Here is a 22,720-nt window from a genome sequence, read left to right on the forward strand (position 1 = left end):
AAAACCGTAGCGAGCGGCGATGATTTGTGGCTAAGAAGCGCAACCGTGCTAGAGCACGGTGAGCATCGCAGGCCGCAAAGCGCGACGCGCAGTAGGTTTTGTTTGGCGTCCACGGTATGAAAGTATTTTTGACAGGCGCAGCAGGTTTCATCGGCAGTTCCATCGCGGCGGGCCTGGTGCGCGCCGGCCATCAGGTCACGGGCCTCGTGCGCAAACCGGAACAGGTGGCCGAACTGGCCAAGATCGGCGTGTTGGGTGTGCAGGGCGAGTTGAACGACCGCGCATTGCTCATCGAGCAGGCGAGGGCGGCCGACGCCGTCATCAACGCGGCCAGCAGTGACCACCGGGGCGCCGTCGAAGCCATCATTGAGGCGCTGGCCGGCAGCAACAAGCCTTTCCTCCACACCAGCGGTTCGTCCATCGTGGGCGACGCCTCGGGCGGCGAGGGCACGCAGCAGATCTATTACGAAGACAAGTTGCCGGCGCCCACGGCCGACAAGGCGGCCCGGGTCGCCATCGATGACCTGGTGCTGGCCAGCGCAAACAAGGGCGTGCGCGCCAGCGTGCTGTGCAACACCCTGATCTACGGCCATGGCGCCTTGCCGCGCGACAGCGTGCAATTGCCCCGTCTGCTCAAGCAGGCGCGCAAGAGCGGCATCGTGCGCCACGTGGGTCCGGGCCGCAATATCTGGTCGAACGTGCATATCGATGACGTTGTCAGCCTGTATTTGCTGGCGCTGGACAAGTCGCCCGCCGGCACCTTTTACTTTGTCGAGTCGGGCGAGGCGGCTTTCCGCGACATGACGGCCGCCATCGCCCAGGCGCTTGACTTGGGGCCTGCGCAGGACTGGCCGTTGCCCGAGGCGATTGCCGAATGGGGCTACGAGATGGCGTCGTACGGCCTCGGTTCCAACAGCCGCGTGCGCGGCGAGCGGGCGCGCAAGCTGCTGGGCTGGCAGCCGCAGGGACCGTCCGTGCTGGCATGGATTAAGAACAACATGCTGCACCCGCCGCAAGCCAGCGCCGTTTGATGCAGCTCAGCAAAACCTCATCAGTGTGCGCTAGCGAACGGTGCTTTGTGGCGATCGGGAGTATGATGGCTTTGCTTGGTTGAGACGCACTGCCGTGAAGTTGGCGGCATGTTCGATCTTCCAGCAGGTCAGCCGGTCGCCTCAAGGATCGGCACCAGATTCTTGCTGCCGGCGCGCTTGCGCCATGCGGCTGTGCACTGCAACTCCAGGTCGCGGTGTGGACTGCGAACCCCTTCAAGGCCGGCTCTAGCCGGTCTTTTTTTTTGCCTGTTTTTTGCCCGTTATTTCCGCCGCCGCGCCATTCACCGCTGTCTTTCCGCCATTCGCCGAAGCGCTGTTTTCTCCTCCCCGAAATCCGCGTATCTTTACGATCAACCAACTTCAAGGGGTGACCGTGAAACCTGAACCAGCTTATTGCCGCCGTACCCAGCTGCTGTGGGGCGTGCTGCTGATCGCCACCGGCGCCGTCATCCTGCTGGACCGGCTCGATATGATCTATCTCCACGATTACTATTCACTATGGCATTATTGGCCGGTGATACTGGTCGTTTTCGGCCTCAACAAGCTGCTCACGCCAGTGTCCGCCAAGCAGGTATTGAGCGGCCTGTGGCTGATCTTTTTCGCCGCCTGGTGGTATGTATCGTATGAAGAACTGTGGAACCTGAGTTTTTATAACAGCTGGCCCGCCTTGCTGATCGCCTGGGGCGTGGGCCTCGTGCTGGAACCGCTGTTGAACAAACATTTTATTGCCTACCGGGAGTCCGAGCATGAAAAATAAACCGCCGCTGCACTCGCCATCGCAGATCGTGCTGGGCGTCATCGTCATCGGCCTGGGACTGCTGTTTCTGCTCGATAACCTCGGTTTCATCGATGTGCGCTACACCTTCCGCTTCTGGCCCACGGCGCTGATCGTGTTTGGCCTGCTGAAACTGTCGCAAAGCCGCAGCGCGAACGGTTATTTATTGGGCGGCATGCTGGTGCTGCTGGGCGTGGCCTGGACCCTCAAGCACATGGGCATCTTCTACATGAACTGGGACTTGCTATGGCCCCTGCTGATCATCGGCCTGGGTGTGGCCGTGGTGTCGAAATCCCTGCCCGGCGCGCAGCAGCGCCAGCGCCGCCGGCGCTTTGCCGCGCAACAGGAGGGCGCCGCAGCGCCTGACTCTTTCGGCCAGGCCAGGAATGGCGCCGTGTCGCTCGACAAGGACACGGCAGCGCCCGGCGCCGGCGGGCAGGCGGACGATGACAGCATCATCGAAGTGACGGCCATCCTCGGCGGCTATGTGCGGCGCGTGTCGTCGCAGCGCTTCAAGGGCGGCGATATCAATGTCATCATGGCCGGCTGCGAAATCGACTTGCGCCAGGCGTCGATCGAAGGCGAAGCCGTGCTCAACGTATTTGCCCTGTGCGGCGGCGTCACCATCAAGATTCCACCCGACTGGAGCGTCGTGCTGCAGGGCACGCCCATCCTCGGCGGCTTCGAAGAAAAGACCATCGTGCCGCCGAACCAGAACAAGCGTCTGTACGTGACGGGCTACGCCATCATGGGCGGCCTGGAAATCCGCAACTAGGCGCGCATGTCGGGGCCCTTGTCGAAGCGGCGCGGCGCCGTGGTGGTGTTCCTGGTCTGCATCGCGCTGGGCCTGGCCCTGGCCTTCATCCTGGCCAGGGTGGCCCACGCGCCGTGGCTCAATGCCGTCGTGCTGGTGGTGCCTGCCACGCTCGTGTATGCGATCGGTTCGGGCTTTTCCGCGTTTTACCTGTGCCGCGCCTATCCCTTGCACGCGCGCCATCCGCTCGCCATCGCCGGCGTGGTGGGCGTGGCGGCCCTGTTCGCGGGCTTGCTGTGGGCCACCCTGCTGCAATTTCTGAATAGCGTCAGCCTGTTGCTGGAGCTGCGCTGGCTGGGCGTGAACCTGACGCAATCGCTGCTGGCCCTGTTCTTCGGCCTGGGCGTGCTGCTGTATTGCCTTGCTGCCGCAGTGCATTATCTGTTGCTGGAATTCGTGCGCGCCAGGATGGCCGAGCAGCGGGGGCTGGAAGCGCAGCTGACGGCGCAGGAAGCGCAATTGCGCATGCTGCGCACGCAAATCGATCCGCATTTCCTGTTCAACAGCTTGAACTCCATCAGCGCCTTGACGTCTATCGATGTGGCGGGGGCGCGCCAGATGACGGTGCAACTGGCCAGTTTCTTTCGCCAGAGCCTGAGCCTGGAAGCGCACAAGCACATCACCGTGGAACAGGAACTGGTGTTGATCCGCCATTTTCTTGCCATCGAGCACGTGCGTTTTGGCGAACGCCTGCAAGTGGCGGAAAGCATCGACACTGCCGCGCTGGCGTGTTTGCTGCCGCCCATGCTGATACAGCCGCTGGTGGAAAATGCCGTCAAGCATGGTATCTGCGGCTTGACGGAGGGCGGCCTGATCGCCATCGAGGCCCGGCGCGCAGGCAGCTTGCTGCAGATCGCCGTGCGCAACCCGGTTGACGCAGATCAAGGGCCCGCCCGCGGCAATGGCGTGGGCCTGGAGAATGTGCGCCAGCGCCTGGCCGGCGCGTATGGCCACGAAGCCAGCGTGCACTGGGGCCGGCGCGACGGTCAGTTCGAAGTGATGATTTCCATGCCGGCGCAGACCGGCGACACGGAGGAAGCATGATGCAGGCAAGAATGCGGGTCGCCATTGTTGACGATGAGCTGCTGGCGCGCAGCGTGTTGCGCGAATACCTGGCGCGCCACGACGATATCGACATCGTGGCCGAGTGCGCCAACGGCTTCGAGGCCGTCAAGGCCATCGCGGAGCTGGAGCCGGAACTGGTGTTTCTCGACATCCAGATGCCGCGCCTGGACGGCTTTGAAGTGGCCGAGCTGATCGGCGCGAAGACGCGCTTGATCTTTGTCACGGCCTATGACCAGTACGCCTTGAAGGCATTCGAATGCCATGCCCTGGACTACCTGCTGAAACCGTTCAGCGAACAGCGCTTCGACCAGGCGCTGGCCCATGCGCGCGCCAGCCGCAGCACGCCCGAGACTGTGCTGACGGTGGCGCGCGAGGCGGCCACGCGCGCGGCGCCACTGGACCGCGTGCTGATACGCGACGGCGCCAAGGTCCACGTGATCGCCAGCGCGCGCATCGACTATATCGAGGCGCAGGATGACTACATCAGCATCCGTTCCGAGGGCAATTCTTACCTGAAAAGCCAGACCTTGGCGGAGCTGGAAACCCAGCTCGATCCCGCCAAGTTCCTGCGCGTGCACCGCTCGTATCTGCTCAATATCGACGGCATCCGCCGCATCGAGGCGGCCACGAAAGACAGCCACGTGGCCATCCTGCGCGACGATACGAGGATACCCGTGAGCAAGGCGGGGTATCAAAAGCTGAAATTACTGGTTGGCTAGCTGCACATCCCACCACGTGGGCAGCAGCTGGCGGATTTCCGGGCGGGAAAAACGGTCGTCGATCAGGTAGACGACGCCCTTGTCCGATTGCGTGCGGATGACCCTGCCTGCCGCCTGCACCACCTTTTGCATGCCCGGATACAAGTACGTGTAGTCGTAGCCGGCGCCGAAGATGTCGCCCATGCGCTGGCGAATTTGCTCGTTGACGGGATTGATCTGCGGCAAACCGAGGGTGGCGATGAAGGCGCCGATCAGGCGCGCGCCGGGCAAGTCGATGCCTTCGCCAAAGGCGCCGCCGAGCACGGCAAAGCCGATGCCGCGTGTTTCCAGGCCGAAACGGCCCAGGAATTGCGCCCGGGAAGCGTCGTCCATGCGGCGCGGTTGTTGCCAGAGTGGCACGTCTGGGTAATGCTGGGCGAACAAGTGGGCCGTCTTTTCCATGTAGTCGAAGCTGCTGAAGAAGGCCAGGTAATTGCCCGGCATTTCTGCGTATTGCTTCGCCATCAATTGTGCGATGGGCAGCAGCGAGGCGGCGCGATGCTGGTAGCGCGTAGAAATGCTGTCTGCCACGCGCACGGACAGTTGTTCCGCCTGGAACGGCGATTCCACGTCGACCCAGGCCGTGTCGGCTGGCATGCCCAGGGTGTCGCTGTAGTAATTCCACGGACTCAGGGTGGCGGAAAACAGGGCCGTGCTGTGGCTGGCCGCGAAGCGCTCCTTGAGAAACGGTGCCGGCACGATATTGCGGAGGCAGACGGTGGAGCCAGTGTCCGTTTTGCTGACGTCGAACAGCGAATGCTCGCCAAAGCTTTCCGCCAGGCGGTTGATCAGCAGCACGTCAAAGTAAAAGCGCTGCAAATCCTCGTCCAGCGCCCCCGCGTGCTCGGCCAGGTAGTCGCCGATGGCCGTCGCCACCCCTTGCAGGGCGCCAAAGAATTTGTCCGGCAAGGCCGCATGCACGTGGTAATCGCCATCCTGCTCTTTTAATAAGGCCGTCCACTGGCGCGAGAGGCGGTCCAGCGGCTTTTTCAAGCCCTCGGGCGCGAACTTGCGCAGCATTTTCAGGTCGATCTGCGCCAGCTCGGCCGAATACATGCTGCGCGCGCGCGACACCATATTGTGCGCCTCGTCGACCAGCACGTTGACTTTCCAGTCGTGGGCCAGGGTCATGCTGTACAGCATCGCGCTGAGGTCGAAGTAATAATTGTAGTCGCCGATGACGACGTCGCTCCAGCGCGCCAGTTCCATGCCCAGGTAATACGGGCAAATAGCCTGCTGCAAGGCGATGGCGCGCACGGCTTCCTTGTCCAGGATCAAACCGCTGGCCAGCGCCACCTCGCGCGCCAGCGGCAAGCGGTCGTAAAAACCCTTTGCCAGCGGGCACGATTGGCCATGACAGGCTTTGTCAGGATGTTCGCAGGCGCTGCTCTTGGCGCTCAGTTCCAGCACGCGCAGTGGCAGCAGGGGCGCGCTATCCTTCAGGATGGCGCAGGCGTCGAGCGCCATTTGGCGTCCCGGTACTTTGGCGGCGAGGAAAAACAGTTTATCCAGGCCATGCGCGGCCGTGGCTTTCAACATGGGGAACAGGCTGCCCACCGTCTTGCCGATACCGGTCGGCGCCTGCGCCAGCAAGCCGCAGCCGCGGCTGCTGGCCTTGTACATGGCTTCGGCCAGCTGGCGCTGTCCCGGGCGGAAGTCGGCATGGGGAAAGGCCATGGCCGTCAGTTGAGTATCGCGGCTGGCGCGGTGCGCCAGTTCCTGCTCGGCCCAGTCGAGGAAGAGGGCGCAATGCTGTTCGAAGAAAAGGCGCAGCGCCTCGGCCGTGCACTCCTCGTGCATGAGCGTTTCCTTCTGGCTTGCGATATCGAAATACACGAGCGCCACGCGCAGCATGGGCAGGTTCAGCTGCTGGCACAGCAAATGGCCGTAGATGCGCGCCTGCGCCCAGTGCAACTGGCGGTGGTTGGCGGGCATGGCGTCCAGTTCGCCCCGGTAGGTCTTGATTTCTTCCAGTTGGCGCCGTGCCGGGTCGTAGCCGTCGGCGCGGCCCCGCACGTGCAGGGGGCCGAAGTCGCCGGACAGGCTGATTTCGCGCTGGTAATCGTCGTCGCGCCGAGAGGTGACGGTGGCGTGCCCCGCCATGCCTTCCTGCGCCGTGGGCGAGGGGGTGAAGCGCAAGTCCAGGTCGCCTGCCTTGGCCGTGAATTCGCACAGGGCGCGCACGGCGATCGTGTACGTGCTGCGGCTCATGCTGCGGCCCCCCACTGCAGGTAGCACACGCTGACGGGCATGGCGTGCTCGGCACAATACGCGATCCAGCGCAGCTGGTTGTCTTGCAGGCGGTCGCCCGGACCTTTGACTTCGATCATGCGGTAGCGCCGTTCCGCCGGCCAGAACTGGATTAAATCGGGAAAGCCGCTGCGGTTGCTTTTGATGTCGAGCAAGATGCGCTCGAACGCCTTTTTCAGGTGGGCGGCCGGGATGCAGGTCAGCGCCAGGTCCAGCAAGTCGTCGTCGAGCACGTCCCAGCTGACGAAGGGCGAGACGATGCCGTGTTTGGCGGCAAGCGTGGCGCGGATGGCGGCGTGGTAGCTGCCGTCGTCCAGTTGCGTCAGGCAGGCGGCAAAGTCGATGCTGCGGCGCTGGTAAAAATCGGCGCTGTGCAAGTCGGCCGGGCCACGGTGAAACGGGTGGAAGAAGGCGCCCGGCATGGCCTTGAAGATGGCGGGCCAGCACAGCAGGCCGAACAGCGAGTTGATCAGGGTGTTTTCCACGTAATACACGGGCGCGTCGTCGTGGCTCAGGTGCTGCTGCACCACGCCTTCCACGTAGTACGCCTGTTCAGGGCAGGGCAGCAGCAGGTCGATGCGGTCGACGGCGGCGGGGGCGCTGGCCGCCTGCTTCGCATGGCCCAGCTTGCGCCGCAAACGGGGCGCCATGCGCAGCAGCAACTGCTGTTCCGCTTCGCTTTCCGGCGCGGCCAGCGCGATCGTCAGCCGGTCGTAGGCTGCTTGCGGCTGTTCATCTTTTTCCAGCACGCGGATGGCGCGGCCACGCGCGCCCGGATAGCGGCAATCGGCGTAGGCGCGGTAGGCGGCCGGCCAGTCCTGGCATTTTTCCAGGTGCTGGGCGATCTGGAAGCGCAGCTTGTCGCGCCGGCTGGCCAGCCAGCTATTGTCCTGCGACAAGGGCAGCGCCGCCAGTTCCTGCAGCACATCGTCGGCCGGCGCGCTGTCGTTGTAGCGTTCGCGGCACTGGTGCAGCACTTCATAGTGCTCGATTTCCTGGCGCGTGCGAAAACCGCGCGAAGCGGGCGAGAATTCCACTTTTTCATATTGGTACACACCCAGGTCGGACAGCACGAATTCCGACCAGTCCTGGTGATAGTTGCCAAAGTAAATCAGGCGCAAACGGTCGCACAGGGCTTGCAGGCCGAGGCGGTACAGCACGTCGCCGGAGGTCGGATGCCACGCGGAAAACGGTTTGCTTTCCGCATGCAGTACGCGCATGGCGTCCAATTGTTCCGCCTTGCGCGCCGCCTTCAGGGGGGCGGCGAGATCGAAAGCCTGGGCGATTTCCGTTTTCAGCAGCAGATCGAACAGTTCCTCGACAGAAATGGCTGGATCGCTTTCGACCCAGCCCGTGGCCAGCAAGGGCAGGGCGGCTGAGCGCGTGTCGCCGATTTCCGGGTAATTAAGCTTGCTTGCGCGAAATAGACAGCCCTTGCGCATGACGAGGCGCACGAACAGGGCGCGCGACGGCTGCGGCAGCTTGCCGAAGTCGGCGATGAATTGCGTTTCCTCAAGACTCAGCAGATCGGCGTAACGGGCGCTGATCCAGCTCAGCACGTCCTGGAAATTATCCAGATAGTACAGGGGATTTTCCAGGACTCTCAACATGGGGATGGCAATAGGGCAAGTTGCAAGGTGATCGATTTTACTGTGTTTATATACAGTTTAAACCTTCAGCCGCCGCTTGCCCAGCGAATTATGTTCAGCCAGCCGTGCTGTAGGCAAAACAGCTGTCGAACTTTTCGTAGGGAATCAGTTCCGCGCGCAGGCCAGCCAGTTCGATATCGCTCAGCAAGCCCCGGTGCGCTTCCTTGCGTCCCTTCGGCAGCAGCACGTCGTAATCGATGATGACCCTGGCCAGCAAGGATTGCAGCACCTCGGCTTGGCGCGCCGTCAGGTAGCGCGCATGCGTGCCCAGGGTGTTTGCCAGTTGTTCCTTGAATTCCTCGTCGCTGACGTCGTTGTACGTGTCCTGGTCGGCCATGCTGTTCAACAACATGTGAAACAGGAAATCCTGCAGGTTCTTTGCCAGGTATTGGGCTTCATTCTGGTCATGCCACAGCAGCACGACGGGCATGTCGCCGTCCTGCTGGCCAGGCGCGAAAAAGCAGTAGTGGTCGCCCGCGCCCGTTTGCGCAAACGGGATGAAGCGGAAGGCGGGATCGATCTGCCGGTAATCGTCGGGATCGGCCAGTTCTTCCATGGCTGCCGCTGCGGCTTTGACGCTCAGCAACTCGAAATCGTCCGCATGCAGCAGCAGGGTGGGCCGCTCGGTCAAGGTGGGATAGACCAGCTTGTACCAGTCGGGGCCGTATTCGCCCACGGCCAGCATGCCGTCGCGGTCCAGCTGCCGGTACAGTGCAGGATAAGTGAAGCCGTGTTGCTGTTCAATTTCTGCCAGTGTCATGTTTGCCCTGTTCAACGTGAGTCATGCGGCAATGATAGCCGAGGCGATGGCGCGCACGGCTGGCCCCGCGGCGACAATGATGCGCATAATTAATAAACATTTTAGTTTACTTATGTGGCGTGCTCACGTAGTCTGGCCGGACAATCTCCATCGAGCCCGCATGAAAAACATCATCCTGATTTCCGCCGCCTGTTTGCTGGCGCTGCTGTCGACCATCGGCGCCTCCCTGCCGTACCCGATCCTGCCGCCCCTGTTCGCGGCCGAAGCGCCGAATGCCTTCAATAATTTCCTCAGCTTGCCATCGAAACTGCTGTTCGGCCTGGCGCTGACCATCAACCCGCTGGGCTTGCTGATCGGCTCGGCCTTGCTGGGGCCGCTGTCGGACCGCTATGGCCGCCGTCCCCTGCTGATGCGCACGGCCGTGGGCGCCGCCATCGGCCACGCCTTCACGGCCTGGGCGCTGGTGATCCAGTCCTACCCCCTGTTCATCGTCGCCCGTTTCATCACCGGTTTGCTGGAAGGTAACGGCGCCGTGGCGCGCGCCATGCTGGCCGACCAGCTGACGGGACCGCTGCGCCTGCGCGCCATGTCCTGGCTGAATGGCGCGTTTTACCTGGGCTGGCTGGTGGGGCCGATCCTGGCGGGCGCCACCCTGCATTGGGGCGTGACGGTGCCGTTCTGGATCGCCGCCGCCGCCCTGATGCTCGTCGCCGTGCTGGTGGCCGTGGGCTTGCCGCGCGAAACGCCGTCCCTGCTGACGACGTCGTGGTGGCAAGTGGCGCGCGACCGTCATTCGCTCAATTTGCTGCGTCATGACGAGCTGCGCACGCTGTTCATCGTGCAACTGGCGCTGACCTGCGGCGTGGCCAGCTTTTACGAGTTCTATCCGCTGTGGCTGGTCGAGACGGCCAATTACCATGCGCAAGAGATTGCCTGGGTGAATGTGGGCCTGTGCGGCACGATGACCATCACTTCGCTGCTGGCGGGCGGTCCCAGCCGCCATGCGCCGCTGCTGCGCGCCAGCTGGTATGCGTGCGGCGTGGCGTTGGCCGTGGGAATCTTGGCGCTTGGCAATATCTGGGTGGGCATCGCCGCCATCGTGCTGTTCGGCCTTCCGAATGCGTTGTACAACACGGTGATCCAGGGCTGGTGCGCCGAGCGCTTCAGCGCGCACGGCCAGGGCGCCGTGATGGGCTTGCTGGCCACGACCTTTTGCATCGCCAATATCGTCGTCGCCCTCAGCGGCTCCGTGCTGACCCTGATCGATACGCGGCTGATCCTTGTCGCGGGCGCCTGTTCTGCCGCCTGGGCCGCGTGGCGCATGGCCGCCTGGCGCCGCCAGCTGGCCGGCGCGGTCGATGCCGAGGCGGTGGCATGAATACGTCCGAGCAGACGCTGTTCTTGCTGAAGATGCGCGGGCCGCAGACGGCGCAGCAACTGGCGGCCTTGCTCGACATCACCTCCATGGGCGCGCGGCGCCAGCTGGAAGCGGCGCAGGACAAGGGCCTGGTGGCTTGCGGCGACGTGGCCGACAAGGTGGGGCGCCCGTCGCGGCGCTGGCAGCTGACGCCGGCCGGCCACGCGCGCTTTCCCGACCGCCATGCCGACCTGACACTGGAATTGATCGCGCAAGTGAAAACCCTGTTCGGCGACGAGGGGCTGGATAGACTGATCGGCGCGCGCGAGCGCAGCAGCGAAGCGGCCTACGGCAAGCTGGTCGACCCTCGGCTTGATCTGGCGCAACGGGTGGACAGCCTGGCGCGGGCGCGCGATGGCGAGGGTTACATGGCCCATGCCGAGCCGCAGGACGATGGCAGTGTCTTGCTGGTGGAAAACCATTGCCCGATTTGTGCGGCCGCCAAGGCGTGCCAGAATTTCTGCCGCGCAGAGCTGGCCATCTTTCAGCGGGTATTGGGGGACGATTGCACGGTGGAACGCAGCGAATATCTGCTGGAGGGGGGGCGGCGCTGCGTGTACAGGATCATGCCGGTGGGGTAAAACCCAGCAAAGGCCGGGGTCGTACCCTGCAGGGTACGACCCCGGTATCTGCTCCTGGGACTTGTTACTTCTTGGCAGCCTTGGGCTTGGCGGCAGGCGCCGCCTTTTCCGCTGCGGCGGTGGCGCCGCCCGTCGCCTTTTCCGTGGCCTGCGCCACTTGCGCGCTGGCCTTGGCGATCTGCTCTTCCACTGTTTTCACGGCCTGTTTCGTGGCCTTGGTGACTTGTTCGTAGCCGAGGAAGGCGTTGTCGATGGCGGCCTTGACGATGGCGACGGCGTTTTCCGAGCCCGGCGGCACGTTTTTCGTCACGTCGTAGATCAGGGCGCTCAAATTGCTTTTCGCTTCGGCCACATGGGCTTCTGCAGCCGTCGTGAATTCCGTGTGGATTTCCTTGATGATGTCGTCGAGTTGCTGTTTATACGCTTTCGCGCCGGCCACGCCCGGTTGCAGCTGGGCAGCGGCGGCGGCCATGGCGGCCTTCGGATCCTTGGCCTGGCTGATTTCCTTGCTGGCGGCTAGGCCATCCTCGATACCGGACTTGGCGGTGGCCATGTTCAGCGCCAATACCTGTTCCACGCCTTGCACGGCCTTGGAGGTGAGGGTGTTGAAGGTCATCAGCTGGAATTCAAACAGGGCCTTGGTGGCCGTTGCGAATTGTTCGGGATTCGTAAACATGTGGTCTCCTCGGTTTGAATAGATACGTTCTTATCGTTCCATACTCTTTCGACGCCGCATTGCCATCGCTTGCTCTCAAGCCGGTGCCCCGTGTGGTCATGACCCCATTATTTAACAAGCGCCGGTTTTTCGCAACGGCTATCTTTGTACGGTCCCGAGGCCAGTTCCCAGCCAAATCCCAAGGTCGATTGGGCGCACGCCAGGGTGCCGTCGATCTTGCTGCGCCATTTGTACCAGGGGGCAGGTCCGGCCATTGCGCCGGCGCAAACTGCCAGCAGGGCAGTGGCGATAAGGTATTTCATGGGTGCTCCGAAAGAAATGCTTGCTGGCATTGTAGCGCGCTTGCCCGTCAGGGGGCGGGCGCTTGCGGCGCGGCGGCGGGCAACTGCAGGGTGAACGTGGTGCCGCTGCCGTCGCCGGTGCTGCTGGCAACATGGATATGGCCGCCCAGCACGCCCGTGACGATGTTGTGCGCCACGTGCAAGCCCAGGCCCGACCCGCCGGAACCGAGCTTGGTCGTGAAGAAGGGGTCATAGACATGCACGAGGTCATCGGCGGCGATGCCCACGCCCGTGTCGGCGATGGACAGGGTGATCGTCTGTCCGTCGTCGCTGCCGCGCGCGGTGATGGCGATGGTGCCGCCGCTGCGGCCCTCGAAGGCGTGGCGCAGGCAGTTTTCCAGCAGGTTGCTGAGTACCTGGCCCAGCGGACCGGGATAGCTGTCCATGGCCAGACCCTCGGGCACGTCCTGCGTCAGGCTCAGGCCGGCGGCCTTGAGCGGCGTCGACATGGGCAGCATCAGTTCGGCGATGAACTGGCGCAGCAGGAAGTGGCGGCGCTGCGAGCTGGCGCGGTCGACGGCGATCTGCTTGAAGCTGGAGACGAGGTCGGCGGCGCGCTGCAGGTTGCGCAGCATGATGGCGTCCGCCTCGCTGGCCTGGGTCAGGTAGGCGCCCAGTTCGGAGCGGCGCAAGCCGCCCTGGAAGCTGGCCTGGATTTCGCGCGTGCGCTCGGCCATGGTGGTGGCCACCACGAGGCCGTTGCCGATCGGCGTATTGAGTTCGTGCGCGATGCCGGCCACCAGCGCGCCCAGCGCGGCCAGCTTGTCGCGGCGCACCAGTTCTTCCTGCGTGATGGAGAGGTTTTCCAGCGCGGCGGCCAATTCGAGGTTCGTTTGTTCCGAGTGTTCCTTGGCCTGCGTCAGCGCCGCCGTGCGTTCGGCCACCAGCTCTTCCAGATGGGCGCGGTGGCGCTGCAGCTCGCGTTCGTGGCGCATGCGGCCAATCGCGATGCCGGCCAGGTCGGTGGCCGTGTCGATCAGCTCCAGGTCGCGCGCGTCGGGCTGGCGCACTTCGCGGTAGTACATGGCGAAGGAACCGAGCACGGTGCCATCCTGGCCGAAGATGGGGCGCGACCAGCAGGCGCGCAGGCCGAATGGCGCCGCCAGCTCGCGGTAGGGTGCCCACAGCGGATCGCGCATGATGTCGGTGACGACCACCGGTTCGCGCAGGAACATGGCCGTGCCGCAAGACCCCACGCCGGGGCCGATGGCCACGCCTTCGAGCAGGGCCATGTATTCGGCCGGCAGGCTGGGGCCGGCCGCGCTATGCATATGGATGCCGTCATCGTCGAGCAGCATGATGGAGCAGAGCACGCCGCGCGACTGGCCTTCGATCAGCAGCAGCAAGTGGTTCAGGGTGGGAATCAGCGGCGCGCCCTTGGCGACCATTTCCAGCAGGGCGCTCTGGCCCGAGCGCATCGCCTCGGCGAGGTTGCGTTCGGTCAAGTCGATGATGCGCGCATGCACCAGCTGGCGGCCCGGCACGGACAGGCGCATCAGGCGGATTTCGCAGGCGATCGGGTGGCTGTCGCGGTGGCAGCAGTTGGCGCGGAAGACGACGATCTTGCCTTGCAAGGTATCGCGGATCTTTTCTTCCAGCAGTTGCGGCGAGGCGCGGCCATCGACCTGGTGCCTGGGGAACAGCGGTTCCATGCCGCCTTGCAGCAGCTCGGCCAGCGGCATGCCGAACAAATCTTCGGCCAGGTGGTTGGCGTCGATCAGCAGGCGGTTGTCGATATCGAACAGCAGCACGGCGTCGGGCGAACCGGCCAGGATGGAGTGGTAATTGACTTCCAGCGTTTGCGGGTGCAAGGGGCGCGGCGGCGTGGCGGCACGCGGCGCGGGCGCTTCGGCCTTGTGCAGCGCCAGTTCCATGAGGATTTTTTCCGCCACGTCGCGCGCATTGAAGGGCATCTTGATGTAGTCGGAAGCGCCGGCGCCCACGCTGCGGCCTTGCTCTTCGGCGCTGGGGGTGGCCGACATCAGCAGCAGCGGCACGCTGTGGGGCCCGCCCGCATTGCGCAGGCGCATGCAGGTGGCGCCGATATTCGTGCCCGCCAGGGCCGCGTCGAGCAGGATCAGGTCCGTGCCGCCGGCCGCCAGTTCCACGCCTTCGTCGATATCGCCCGCCAGTCCCGTACCCAGGTTATGCCGGTCCAGCACATACAGCAGTTCGCGCACATCGTTCGGCGAATTGCTGACCAGCAGCACATTGGCCCGGTCAGTGATGGAAGAAATCAACTGGTTCATGGTGTCGCGCCCTTACGCGTTTCATGGGCCTAGTATTACATCAAGGCAAGTAGGAGTAAACGATAATTCTTGATGGCTAAAAGCAATGCGGATGGCTCTCGTTCACGCGGCCTTTTGCACGGCCGGTGCCGCATTCAGGTCGGCGCGCGCCTGTTCGATGCGCGGGTAATTATCCTCGATCCAGTCGACCAGCACGGCCAGGCGTTCAGCCGCCTCGCGTCCCAGCGGCGTAAGGCTGTACTCCACCTTGGGCGGGATCACCAGGTACGCCTGGCGCAGCACGAAACCGTCGCCTGCCAGCGCTTCCAGGGTTTGCGCCAGCATTTTTTCGCTGACGCCGCCCACTTCGCGGCGCAGTTCGCTGAAGCGCCGCGTGCCGCTCAGCAGCAGTACCAGCACCAGCACGGCCCAGCGGCTGGTCAGGTGGCTGAGCACGGCGCGCGACGGGCAGGCGGCCGCGAGCAGGTGCGCGCCCTGGTTTTGCCGGGCGAGGGCGGCGCGCAGGCTGGCGCCGGGAGTGTCTGTGGACATGATAGTTGGCCTTCGAAGTTTGGTATCCAAGAGTACTTACCAAAAGGTACGTACTTACAATAAGTAAGTAATAGTCCTATTATAGGGTTTTACCACCCACGTACCAAGGAGAAATCATGATCGTCATCACCGGCGCCACAGGCAATCTGGGCCAGCACGTCATCGCCAGCCTGCTCAAATCCATCCCTGCAGCCAACATCATCGCCGCCGTGCGCAACCCGGCCAAGGCCGCCAGCCTGGCCGCCCAGGGCGTGCAAGTGCGCCAGGCCGATTACAACGATGGCGCCAGCCTCGATGCGGCGTTCAAGGGTGCAACGAAAATCCTGCTGATCTCGTCGAGCGAAGTGGGCCAGCGCGCGCAGCAGCACCAGAACGTCATCGATGCGGCCAAGCGCGCCGGCGTAGCCCTGCTGGCCTATACCAGCGTCTTGCGCGCCGACACGTCGCCGCTGGGCCTGGCCGCCGAGCACGTCGTCACGGAAGCGGCCATCCGCGCATCCGGCCTGCCATACACTTTCCTGCGCAACGGTTGGTACCTGGAAAACCATACGGAACACCTGGCGCCCGTGCTCGAGCATGGCGTCGTGCTGGGCGCGGCGCAAAACGGGCGTTTCTCGTCGGCCGCGCGTCTCGACTATGCGGCGGCCGCCGCTGCCGTGCTGACGGCGGCCCAGCCGCAAGCCATCTATGAATTGGCGGGCGACCACGGCTTTACCCTGGCGGAATATGCGGCCGAAGTGGCGCGCCAGTCGGGCAAGGTGATTGTCTACAAGGATATGCCGCAGGCGGACTTCAAGGCGGCGCTGGTGAGCGTGGGCGTGCCGGAAGGCTTTGCCGATCTGCTGGCTGATTCCGATGCGGGCGCGGCCAAGGGCGGTCTGGAAGATCATGGCAAGCAATTGAGCACGCTGATTGGCCGTCCGACGACGAGCCTGTTTGACGCCGTGAAGGCGGCGCTGGCCAGGTAAGCAAGAGAGGAGGGTGCCGCAGGTGGGGAAACCACGCGGCATCTGCCGTGGAAGACATGCAGAAATGAAAAAAGCCGCAAACTTTTACAAGTTTGCGGCTTTTTTGCGAATTAGGTAATGGTGCCCACGAAGGGACTCGAACCCCTACACCCGAAGGCACATGGACCTGAACCATGCGCGTCTACCAATTCCGCCACGTGGGCACTGATGCTGCTTGTTACTATATCTCACTACTGTACTGCGGACTACAACGAAAACGACTCGTTGCTGGTGGTGCCCACGAAGGGACTCGAACCCCTACACCCGAAGGCACATGGACCTGAACCATGCGCGTCTACCAATTCCGCCACGTGGGCATTGTGCTGCTTTTGCTGCTTGTTGCTACTATCTGCTACTTTACTGCGGATCACAACAATGAACAACTTGTTGCTGGTGGTGCCCACGAAGGGACTCGAACCCCTACACCCGAAGGCACATGGACCTGAACCATGCGCGTCTACCAATTCCGCCACGTGGGCATTGTTACTGCTTGCTGCTTGTCGCTGCGTGTTCTGCAGCGAGGACAAAATCATAAGGGCTGGCGCGCATTCGGTCAATCAACATTTTGCACTTTTCTGCAAGAAACATGCTTTTTCGCCTGAAAAGGGCTTTTCCCTATGAAAAAAGGCTGAATCTGCCTCTTTTTTCAGCGCTTTTCCGCCGGTTTCTGTCCGTGGGCTTGCCGGGTGGCTCGGTTGCCGCAGTGCGGCCAGTCAAGTTATGTTGGCGGGAGGGGAGGGATGTTTGGCGCGGAAATGAAAAAAGCCGCAAACTCGTGAAAGTTTGCGGCTTTTTTGCGAATTAGGTAATGGTGCCCACGAAGGGACTCGAACCCCTACACCCGAAGGCACATGGACCTGAACCATGCGCGTCTACCAATTCCGCCACGTGGGCACTGATGCTGCTCTATTACTTGTTGCTTACTACTTTACTGCTCGAGTACTTGTTGCAAAATAACTTTACAGCAATTCTGCTATTATAGCGACTTGAAGAGTTTTGCGCCAGATGAGCTTTCGCTCCATACTGCACATCAACCCTGTACCGCTTTCCTGCAACTGCATTCCCGTGAAGGTTTGTCGCTGCAAGAGACCGAGATTATAGAGCAATATTTGCCGAAGTCAAATGCATTGCGCAGCTTTTCTCCTTTTTTTCATCGGCGGGGCACTTGTTCGGTTTCCGCTACGCTGTCCGTTAGGCAAACCAAGGCGTCCTCCGGTACACTACCGGACATCACCGTGTCAATATTGACGGTGATGTCATCGGTCTTTGTCTTCCGTTTGATCACTGTCAATAACAACTATAGAAATACTTTTGAGCCAAAATACCCACACCATCCCCAGCCGGGAGGACATTCTCGGCATATTCCGCAGCGTCAGCGCGCCTCTCGACCCGCAGTCTCTCGGGAAAACGCTGCAAGTGCATGCCGATTCCATGGATGTCCTGGTCCGTCGCCTGAAGGCGATGGAGCGCGACGGCCAGCTCAAGTCTGACGCCAGCGGTGTTTTCTGCCTGGCCGACCAGAGCGCGCTTGTCGCCGGTCGCGTCACCAGCCACCGCGACGGTTTCGGCTTTGTCATTCCCGACGACGCCAGCGCCGACCTGTTCCTGCCTGAGAAAGAAATGCAGAAAGTACTGCATGGCGACAAGGTCATGGCCCGCATCGTCGGCACGGACCGCCGCGGCCGCCCGGAAGGCACGATCGTCGAAGTCACCTACCGCGCCAATACCCACGTCATCGGCCGCCTGATCCAGGAAAACGGTACCTGGGTCGTGGCGCCGGAAGACCAGCGCATCGGCCAGGACATTTTGGTCACCGGTTCGGTGGGCAAGGCGAAAGCCGGCCAGATCGTCAGCGTCGAGCTGACGGAGCAACCGATGCGCTTCAAGCAGCCGGTCGGCAAGATCGTCGAAGTGCTCGGTGCGCTCGATGATCCCGGCATGGAAATTGAAATTGCCGTGCGCAAATTCAACGTGCCGCACATCTTTTCCGCCGCCGCCCTCAAGCAAGCTGAAAAACTGCCGTTCGAAGTGCGCGCCGCCGACCTGAAAGACCGTGTCGACCTGCGCGACGTGCCATTGGTGACCATCGACGGCGAAGACGCGCGCGATTTCGACGATGCCGTATATTGCGAACCCGTCAAGATCGGCCGCGCCAACTGCTTCCGCCTGATCGTGGCGATTGCCGACGTCAGCCATTACGTGAAACCGAACGACGCGCTCGATATCGACGCGCTGGAGCGCAGCACGTCCGTCTACTTCCCGCGCCGCGTGATCCCGATGCTGCCGGAAAAACTGTCGAATGGCCTGTGCTCGCTGAACCCGGCCGTCGACCGTTTGACCCTCGTCTGCGACGCCGTCGTCAGCGACAAGGGCGAGCTGAAGGCTTACCAGTTCTATCCGGCCGTCATTCATTCGGCCGCGCGCCTGACGTATGACGAAGTCGCTGCCGTGCTGGGCAACACCAAGGGACCGGAAGCGGCACGCCGCGCGGACATCCTGCCGCACCTGCAAAACCTGGAAGCCGTCTACCGCGCCTTGCTGAAAGCGCGCACGGAGCGGGGCGCCATCGATTTCGAGACGACGGAAACGTATATCGTCTGCAATAGCGCCGGCAAGATCGAAAAGATCATCCCCCGCACGCGCAACGAAGCGCACAAGATCATCGAAGAGTGCATGCTGGCGGCCAACGTCTGCGCGGCCGATTTGTTGCTGCGCAACAAGCATCCTGGCACCTACCGCATCCACGCCAGCCCGACCAAGGAAAAGCTCACGCAAGTGCGCACCTTCCTCAAGCAGGTCGGCCTGAACCTGACGGGCGGCGACACGCCGTCGGCATCCGATTACCAGACCCTGATGCAGCAGATCAAGGCGCGTCCCGATGCGGCCCTGCTGCAAACGATGCTGCTGCGTTCGATGCAGCAAGCCGTCTACAGCCCGGACAATATCGGCCACTTCGGCTTGGCGTACGAGGCGTATGCCCACTTCACCAGCCCTATCCGCCGCTATCCCGACCTGCTGACGCACCGCGCCATCAAGGCCATTCTGCAAGGCAAGAAATACGAGCCGAAGCTGTCCGAAAAGACCGTGCTGAACACGAACGTGTCGAACGCCACGCGCAAGCAGCAAGCCAAGGACAAGGCCGACGGCAAGCCGAAGAAAACTGATCTCACCATCTGGGACGCGCTGGGCGTGCATTGCTCGGCCAACGAACGCCGCGCCGACGAAGCGTCGCGCGACGTGGAAGCCTGGCTGAAGTGCTACTTCATGCAGGATAAATTGGGCGAAGAGTTCACCGGCACCATTACGGGCGTGACCACCTTCGGCGTGTTCGTGCAGCTCGATACCCTGTTTGTCGAAGGTCTGGTGCACGTCACCGAGCTGGGCACCGATTACTTCCAGTACGACGATGCGCGCCATGAGTTGCGCGGCGAACGCACGGGCAAGCGTTATCAATTGACCGACCGTCTGACGGTGCAAGTGGCGCGTGTTGACCTGGAAACGCGCAAGATCGACCTGCGCCTGGTCACCGACGCGGAACTGGCGGGCGAAGAAGCGCCAGCCAAGCCGAATGGCGGCGGCAAGCGCAAGGGCGAGAAGAAATCGATGGTCAAGCCCGGTCCCGCGACCGAGCAGCGCCACGAGATCAAGGCCAGCGTCAGCAACGGCGGCAAATCCGGCAATGGTTCCGGCGGCCGCTCCAACGGCGCCAAGGCGCAAGCCAAGCCTGCCGCCAAGGCAGCCCCGAAGGAAGCCCCGAAGGCGGCAGCTTCCAAGGCCGCCGCGCCGAAACGCAGCAAGAAACCAGCCGCGGCACCCGCTGCGGCGGCACCACGAGCAGCAAAAACTGTATCTGCATCAAAAACAAGCAAGAAGAAACGATAAATAATGAAGAATAAAATGATTTTCGGCTTCCACGCCGTCACCTCGCGTCTGCGTCATGAAGCGTCGTCCGTGGAAGAAATTTTCGTCGATGCCAGCCGCGTCGACGGCCGCATGAAGGACATGATCGCCGCCGCCAAGGCTGCCAACGTGCGCGTCATGCCTGTCGACTCGTCGCGTCTCGATAAAATCGTCGGCACGCGCCGTCACCAGGGTGTGATCGCGTTTGCCTCGCAACTGTCGCTGGCGCGCAATCTCGATGAGCTGCTGGACGCCATCGACGGCCCGCCGCTGCTGTTGATTCTCGACGGCATTACCGATCCGCACAACCTGGGTGCCTGCCTGCGCGTGGCCGACGGCGTCGGCGCACATGCCGTCATCGTGCCGAAGGACCGCGCCGTGGGCCTCAACGCCACGGCCGCCAAGGTCGCCAGCGGTGCCGCCGAAACCGTCCCGTACATCACCGTGACGAATCTGGCGCGCACCATGCGTGAACTCAAGGAACGCGGCATCTGGCTGATCGGCACCTCGGACGACGGCGAAAAAGGCTTGTACGAAGCCGATTTCACGGGCCCGACGGCCCTCGTCATGGGTTCGGAAGGCGAAGGCATGCGCCGTTTGACGCGCGACACCTGCGACATCCTCGTCAGCATCCCGATGTTCGGCTCCGTCGAGAGCCTGAACGTGTCGGTCGCTTCCGGTGTCTGTCTGTATGAAGCCCGCCGCCAGCGCATCGCTTTAGAAGCTTAAGTTAGCGTTATTTGGGGTCAGACCCGCCGGGTCTGACCCCAGCTTGCCGTTGAGCAGCTTCTCAACGGCAGCCCCCTCCAGCAGTCCCCCTCCGAATACGCTACCATTTGCGTTCCACCTTATCCATTTTCATTATGTTCCACCACCTGCGCGAAGACATCAACAGCATCATTGAACGTGACCCCGCCGCCCGCAATGGCTGGGAGGTGCTGACCTGTTATCCGGGCTTGCACGCCATCGTCATGCACGGCTGGGCGCACTGGTGCTGGACGCGGCACCTGAAGTGGGTAGGGCGCTTCATTTCGTATATCGGCCGCATCATCACGGGCATCGAGATCCATCCGGGCGCGGTCATCGGCCGGCGCGTCTTCATCGACCATGGTTTCGGCGTGGTGATCGGCGAGACGGCCGTCGTCGGCGACGACTGCACCATCTACCAGGGCGTCACCCTGGGCGGCACCTCGCTGCACAGCGGCAGCAAGCGCCATCCGACCCTGGAACGGGGCGTCATCGTCGGCGCGGGCGCGCAGGTGCTGGGCAGTTTTACCGTGGGCGAGTACGCCAAGGTGGGCTCGAACGCCGTGCTGCTGAAACCCGTGCCGTCCGGCGCCACGGCCGTCGGCAACCCCGCGCACATCGTGCAAAAGGATGTCAGCGCCTTGCGTGAAGGCAGCACGGCCCATCTGTTCGCCGCGTATGGCGTCACGCCCAACGGCGACGACCCGCTGTCGAAAGCCCTGCAAGGCTTGATTACGCACGCCGTGGCGCAGGAGCAGCGCATCGAGACCATCCTCGCCACGCTGAAGGCGGCGGGCATCTGCTGCCAGGGCGTGCCCGAGTGTGATAAATTTGATTCCGAGCAAATGAACAAGCTGGTTGATTAAGGATACAGGCATGAATACTGATGTGACGGCAGGCGAAAAAAGCAATGACAATCCGAATCTGCTCGACCCCTTCGAGATCCGCGTGCTGGCCGTGCTGGCCGAAAAGGAAGCGCTGACGCCGGACAGCTATCCGCTGTCGCTGAACGCCCTGACGAACGGCTGCAACCAGCTGTCCAGCCGCGACCCCGTCATGGCCCTGTCCGAAGAAACCGTCTACGACGTGCTGCAGCGTTTGATGCAGCGCAAGTTCGTCAATGGCATCACGCAGGCGGGCGCCCGGGTCGCCAAGTACGAGCACCGCATGCGCATCAAGTGGTCGCTGGAACAGGACAAGCTGGCCATCCTGACGATATTGATGCTGCGCGGCTTGCAGACGGCGGGCGAGATCCGCAGCCGCAGCGGCCGCGTGCATGAATTCAAGTCCGTGGCGGAAGTGGAAGCCGGCCTGCAGTTCCTGATCGATAAATACCCGCCGCTGGTGGCGAAATTGGCCGTCGCGCCCGGCGCCAAGGAGCCGCGCTACGGCCACTTGCTGGGCGGCGAAGAGGCGCTGGCGCAGATCGAGACGGCGGCCGGTTTCGCCGGTGCCGTCAGCGCGCCGCAGCAGGGCAGTCGTGTGGCCCAGCTGGAACAGGAAGTGCTGCAATTGCGCAGCGATTTCGATGGCCTGGCGGCGCAGTTCGAGGCGTTCCGCAAGCAGTTCGAATAACCTTACTGCAAGCATGGTTTTTTCCTTCCTGTGCCGCTCCTGCGGCGAGACCCACACGGGCATGCCCAGCTTCGGCGCCGACGCGCCGTGGCTGTGCGAGCAGATGGCGCCCGCCGAACGGAGCGCGCGCTGCCAGCTCGACAGCGACGCCTGCATCGTCGACGAAGCGCACTGCTTCGTGCGCGCCACCATCGACATCCCCGTGCATGGCTTTGACGAGCCGTTCAGCTGGGGCGTGTGGGTGTCGCTGAGCGCTGACAGCTTCGACGCCTGGGACGCTTGCTTCAACGATGCCAAACGGGCGCACATCGGCCCCTTCTTCGGCTGGCTCAGCACGCAACTGCCCGTGTATCCGGACACCCTGAACCTGAAAACCCGCGTGCACCTGCGCGACGATGGCATACGTCCGGCAATCGAGCTGGAACCGACGGATCATCCGCTGGCGGTGGAACAGCGTGACGGCATCACGGCAGAGCGGGTGGCCGAGCTGTATGCACGACTGATGCATGGCGCGTGACAGGCCCGGCGTTGCAGCCGCTCCCTGTCGGACCGCTCATGTTTCCGGTATCATTC

The 22,720-nt window shown here is 62.9% G+C and carries 20 protein-coding genes and 4 tRNA genes; 13 read left to right on the forward strand and 11 right to left on the reverse strand.

Annotated features, from left to right (window positions below):
* Positions 1–116 precede the first annotated feature (116 nt).
* The 5 genes from BZG29_RS10755 to BZG29_RS10775 all read left to right on the forward strand — a co-directional run bounded on the left by BZG29_RS10755 (position 117) and on the right by BZG29_RS10775 (position 4,425).
* The gene (locus tag BZG29_RS10755; protein ID WP_077402157.1) at positions 117–1,031 is read left to right on the forward strand and encodes an NAD-dependent epimerase/dehydratase family protein; all 915 of its coding nucleotides are present in this window, start codon (positions 117–119) and stop codon (positions 1,029–1,031) included.
* Positions 1,032–1,425: 394 nt separating this feature from the next.
* Positions 1,426–1,809: a DUF5668 domain-containing protein gene (locus BZG29_RS10760; RefSeq protein WP_253192852.1), complete on the forward strand. Its 384-nt coding sequence runs from the start codon at positions 1,426–1,428 to the stop codon at positions 1,807–1,809.
* Positions 1,799–2,602, forward strand: a complete 804-nt coding sequence (locus BZG29_RS10765; protein WP_077402160.1) for a DUF5668 domain-containing protein — start codon at positions 1,799–1,801, stop codon at positions 2,600–2,602. The genes BZG29_RS10760 and BZG29_RS10765 overlap by 11 nt, the downstream gene beginning before the upstream one ends.
* A 6-nt stretch (positions 2,603–2,608) precedes the next feature.
* Positions 2,609–3,685, forward strand: coding sequence for a histidine kinase (locus tag BZG29_RS10770; RefSeq protein WP_077402163.1), 1,077 nt, complete (start codon positions 2,609–2,611; stop codon positions 3,683–3,685).
* A gap of 11 nt (positions 3,686–3,696) precedes the next feature.
* Complete coding sequence (locus BZG29_RS10775; RefSeq protein ID WP_077402166.1) at positions 3,697–4,425, forward strand: response regulator; 729 nt, start codon at positions 3,697–3,699, stop codon at positions 4,423–4,425.
* Here the strand turns inward: BZG29_RS10775 and BZG29_RS10780 are convergent.
* From BZG29_RS10780 to BZG29_RS10790, 3 genes are all read right to left on the reverse strand, one after another.
* Entirely contained in the window at positions 4,411–6,675 is a 2,265-nt protein-coding gene (locus tag BZG29_RS10780; protein ID WP_077402169.1) for an ATP-dependent DNA helicase, read from the reverse strand. The two genes, BZG29_RS10775 and BZG29_RS10780, sit on opposite strands and share 15 nt — an antisense overlap.
* Positions 6,672–8,324 (reverse strand): VRR-NUC domain-containing protein, encoded by a 1,653-nt coding sequence (locus BZG29_RS10785; protein ID WP_077402172.1) that lies wholly within the window; start codon positions 8,322–8,324, stop codon positions 6,672–6,674. The genes BZG29_RS10780 and BZG29_RS10785 overlap by 4 nt, the downstream gene beginning before the upstream one ends.
* Before the next feature lie 94 nt (positions 8,325–8,418).
* Positions 8,419–9,123: an SMI1/KNR4 family protein gene (locus tag BZG29_RS10790; RefSeq protein WP_077402175.1), complete on the reverse strand. Its 705-nt coding sequence runs from the start codon at positions 9,121–9,123 to the stop codon at positions 8,419–8,421.
* 160 nt (positions 9,124–9,283) lie between these two features.
* Between BZG29_RS10790 and BZG29_RS10795 the strand changes: the two genes are divergently transcribed.
* On the forward strand, positions 9,284–10,501 hold the full coding sequence (locus tag BZG29_RS10795) for an MFS transporter (RefSeq protein WP_077402179.1): 1,218 nt from the start codon (positions 9,284–9,286) through the stop codon (positions 10,499–10,501).
* Complete coding sequence (locus BZG29_RS10800; RefSeq protein WP_077402182.1) at positions 10,498–11,121, forward strand: metalloregulator ArsR/SmtB family transcription factor; 624 nt, start codon at positions 10,498–10,500, stop codon at positions 11,119–11,121. The genes BZG29_RS10795 and BZG29_RS10800 overlap by 4 nt, the downstream gene beginning before the upstream one ends.
* A gap of 64 nt (positions 11,122–11,185) precedes the next feature.
* On the opposite strand, the gene phaP is transcribed toward BZG29_RS10800, so the two are convergent.
* From phaP to BZG29_RS10820, 4 genes are all read right to left on the reverse strand, one after another.
* Positions 11,186–11,797 carry a TIGR01841 family phasin gene (phaP, locus tag BZG29_RS10805; protein ID WP_077402186.1) on the reverse strand — a complete coding sequence of 204 codons (612 nt, stop codon included), beginning with the start codon at positions 11,795–11,797 and terminating at the stop codon, positions 11,186–11,188.
* A 107-nt stretch (positions 11,798–11,904) separates the two neighbouring features.
* Positions 11,905–12,099 carry a hypothetical protein gene (locus BZG29_RS10810; protein ID WP_077402189.1) on the reverse strand — a complete coding sequence of 65 codons (195 nt, stop codon included), beginning with the start codon at positions 12,097–12,099 and terminating at the stop codon, positions 11,905–11,907.
* 47 nt (positions 12,100–12,146) lie between these two features.
* Positions 12,147–14,387, reverse strand: a complete 2,241-nt coding sequence (locus BZG29_RS10815) for an ATP-binding protein (protein WP_077402193.1) — start codon at positions 14,385–14,387, stop codon at positions 12,147–12,149.
* Between the two features lie 102 nt (positions 14,388–14,489).
* The gene (locus BZG29_RS10820) at positions 14,490–14,918 is read right to left on the reverse strand and encodes a helix-turn-helix domain-containing protein (protein ID WP_077402196.1); all 429 of its coding nucleotides are present in this window, start codon (positions 14,916–14,918) and stop codon (positions 14,490–14,492) included.
* Between the two features lie 116 nt (positions 14,919–15,034).
* Between BZG29_RS10820 and BZG29_RS10825 the strand changes: the two genes are divergently transcribed.
* Complete coding sequence (locus BZG29_RS10825; protein ID WP_077402198.1) at positions 15,035–15,886, forward strand: SDR family oxidoreductase; 852 nt, start codon at positions 15,035–15,037, stop codon at positions 15,884–15,886.
* Positions 15,887–16,004: 118 nt separating this feature from the next.
* On the opposite strand, the gene BZG29_RS10830 is transcribed toward BZG29_RS10825, so the two are convergent.
* The 4 genes from BZG29_RS10830 to BZG29_RS10845 form a co-directional block, all read right to left on the reverse strand.
* Positions 16,005–16,089, reverse strand: a tRNA-Leu gene (locus BZG29_RS10830).
* A gap of 68 nt (positions 16,090–16,157) precedes the next feature.
* Positions 16,158–16,242, reverse strand: a tRNA-Leu gene (locus BZG29_RS10835).
* A 77-nt stretch (positions 16,243–16,319) separates the two neighbouring features.
* Positions 16,320–16,404, reverse strand: a tRNA-Leu gene (locus BZG29_RS10840).
* Positions 16,405–16,734: 330 nt separating this feature from the next.
* A tRNA-Leu gene (locus BZG29_RS10845) sits at positions 16,735–16,819 on the reverse strand.
* A 417-nt stretch (positions 16,820–17,236) separates the two neighbouring features.
* Here BZG29_RS10845 and rnr point away from each other — a divergent pair.
* From rnr to BZG29_RS10870, 5 genes are all read left to right on the forward strand, one after another.
* Positions 17,237–19,807, forward strand: coding sequence for a ribonuclease R (gene rnr, locus BZG29_RS10850; protein ID WP_077402201.1), 2,571 nt, complete (start codon positions 17,237–17,239; stop codon positions 19,805–19,807).
* 3 nt (positions 19,808–19,810) lie between these two features.
* Positions 19,811–20,554, forward strand: a complete 744-nt coding sequence (gene rlmB / locus BZG29_RS10855) for a 23S rRNA (guanosine(2251)-2'-O)-methyltransferase RlmB (protein WP_034756912.1) — start codon at positions 19,811–19,813, stop codon at positions 20,552–20,554.
* 134 nt (positions 20,555–20,688) lie between these two features.
* Positions 20,689–21,438, forward strand: a complete 750-nt coding sequence (gene cysE, locus BZG29_RS10860) for a serine O-acetyltransferase (RefSeq protein WP_077402204.1) — start codon at positions 20,689–20,691, stop codon at positions 21,436–21,438.
* A gap of 10 nt (positions 21,439–21,448) precedes the next feature.
* Positions 21,449–22,147 carry a YceH family protein gene (locus BZG29_RS10865; protein ID WP_077402207.1) on the forward strand — a complete coding sequence of 233 codons (699 nt, stop codon included), beginning with the start codon at positions 21,449–21,451 and terminating at the stop codon, positions 22,145–22,147.
* Positions 22,148–22,160: 13 nt separating this feature from the next.
* Positions 22,161–22,664: a DUF2199 domain-containing protein gene (locus tag BZG29_RS10870; protein WP_077402209.1), complete on the forward strand. Its 504-nt coding sequence runs from the start codon at positions 22,161–22,163 to the stop codon at positions 22,662–22,664.
* The last annotated feature ends 56 nt before the right edge of the window (positions 22,665–22,720 follow it).

The sequence above is a fragment of the Janthinobacterium sp. LM6 genome (assembly GCF_002002885.1).
Taxonomy (GTDB): Bacteria; Pseudomonadota; Gammaproteobacteria; order Burkholderiales; family Burkholderiaceae_D; genus Janthinobacterium; species Janthinobacterium kumbetense.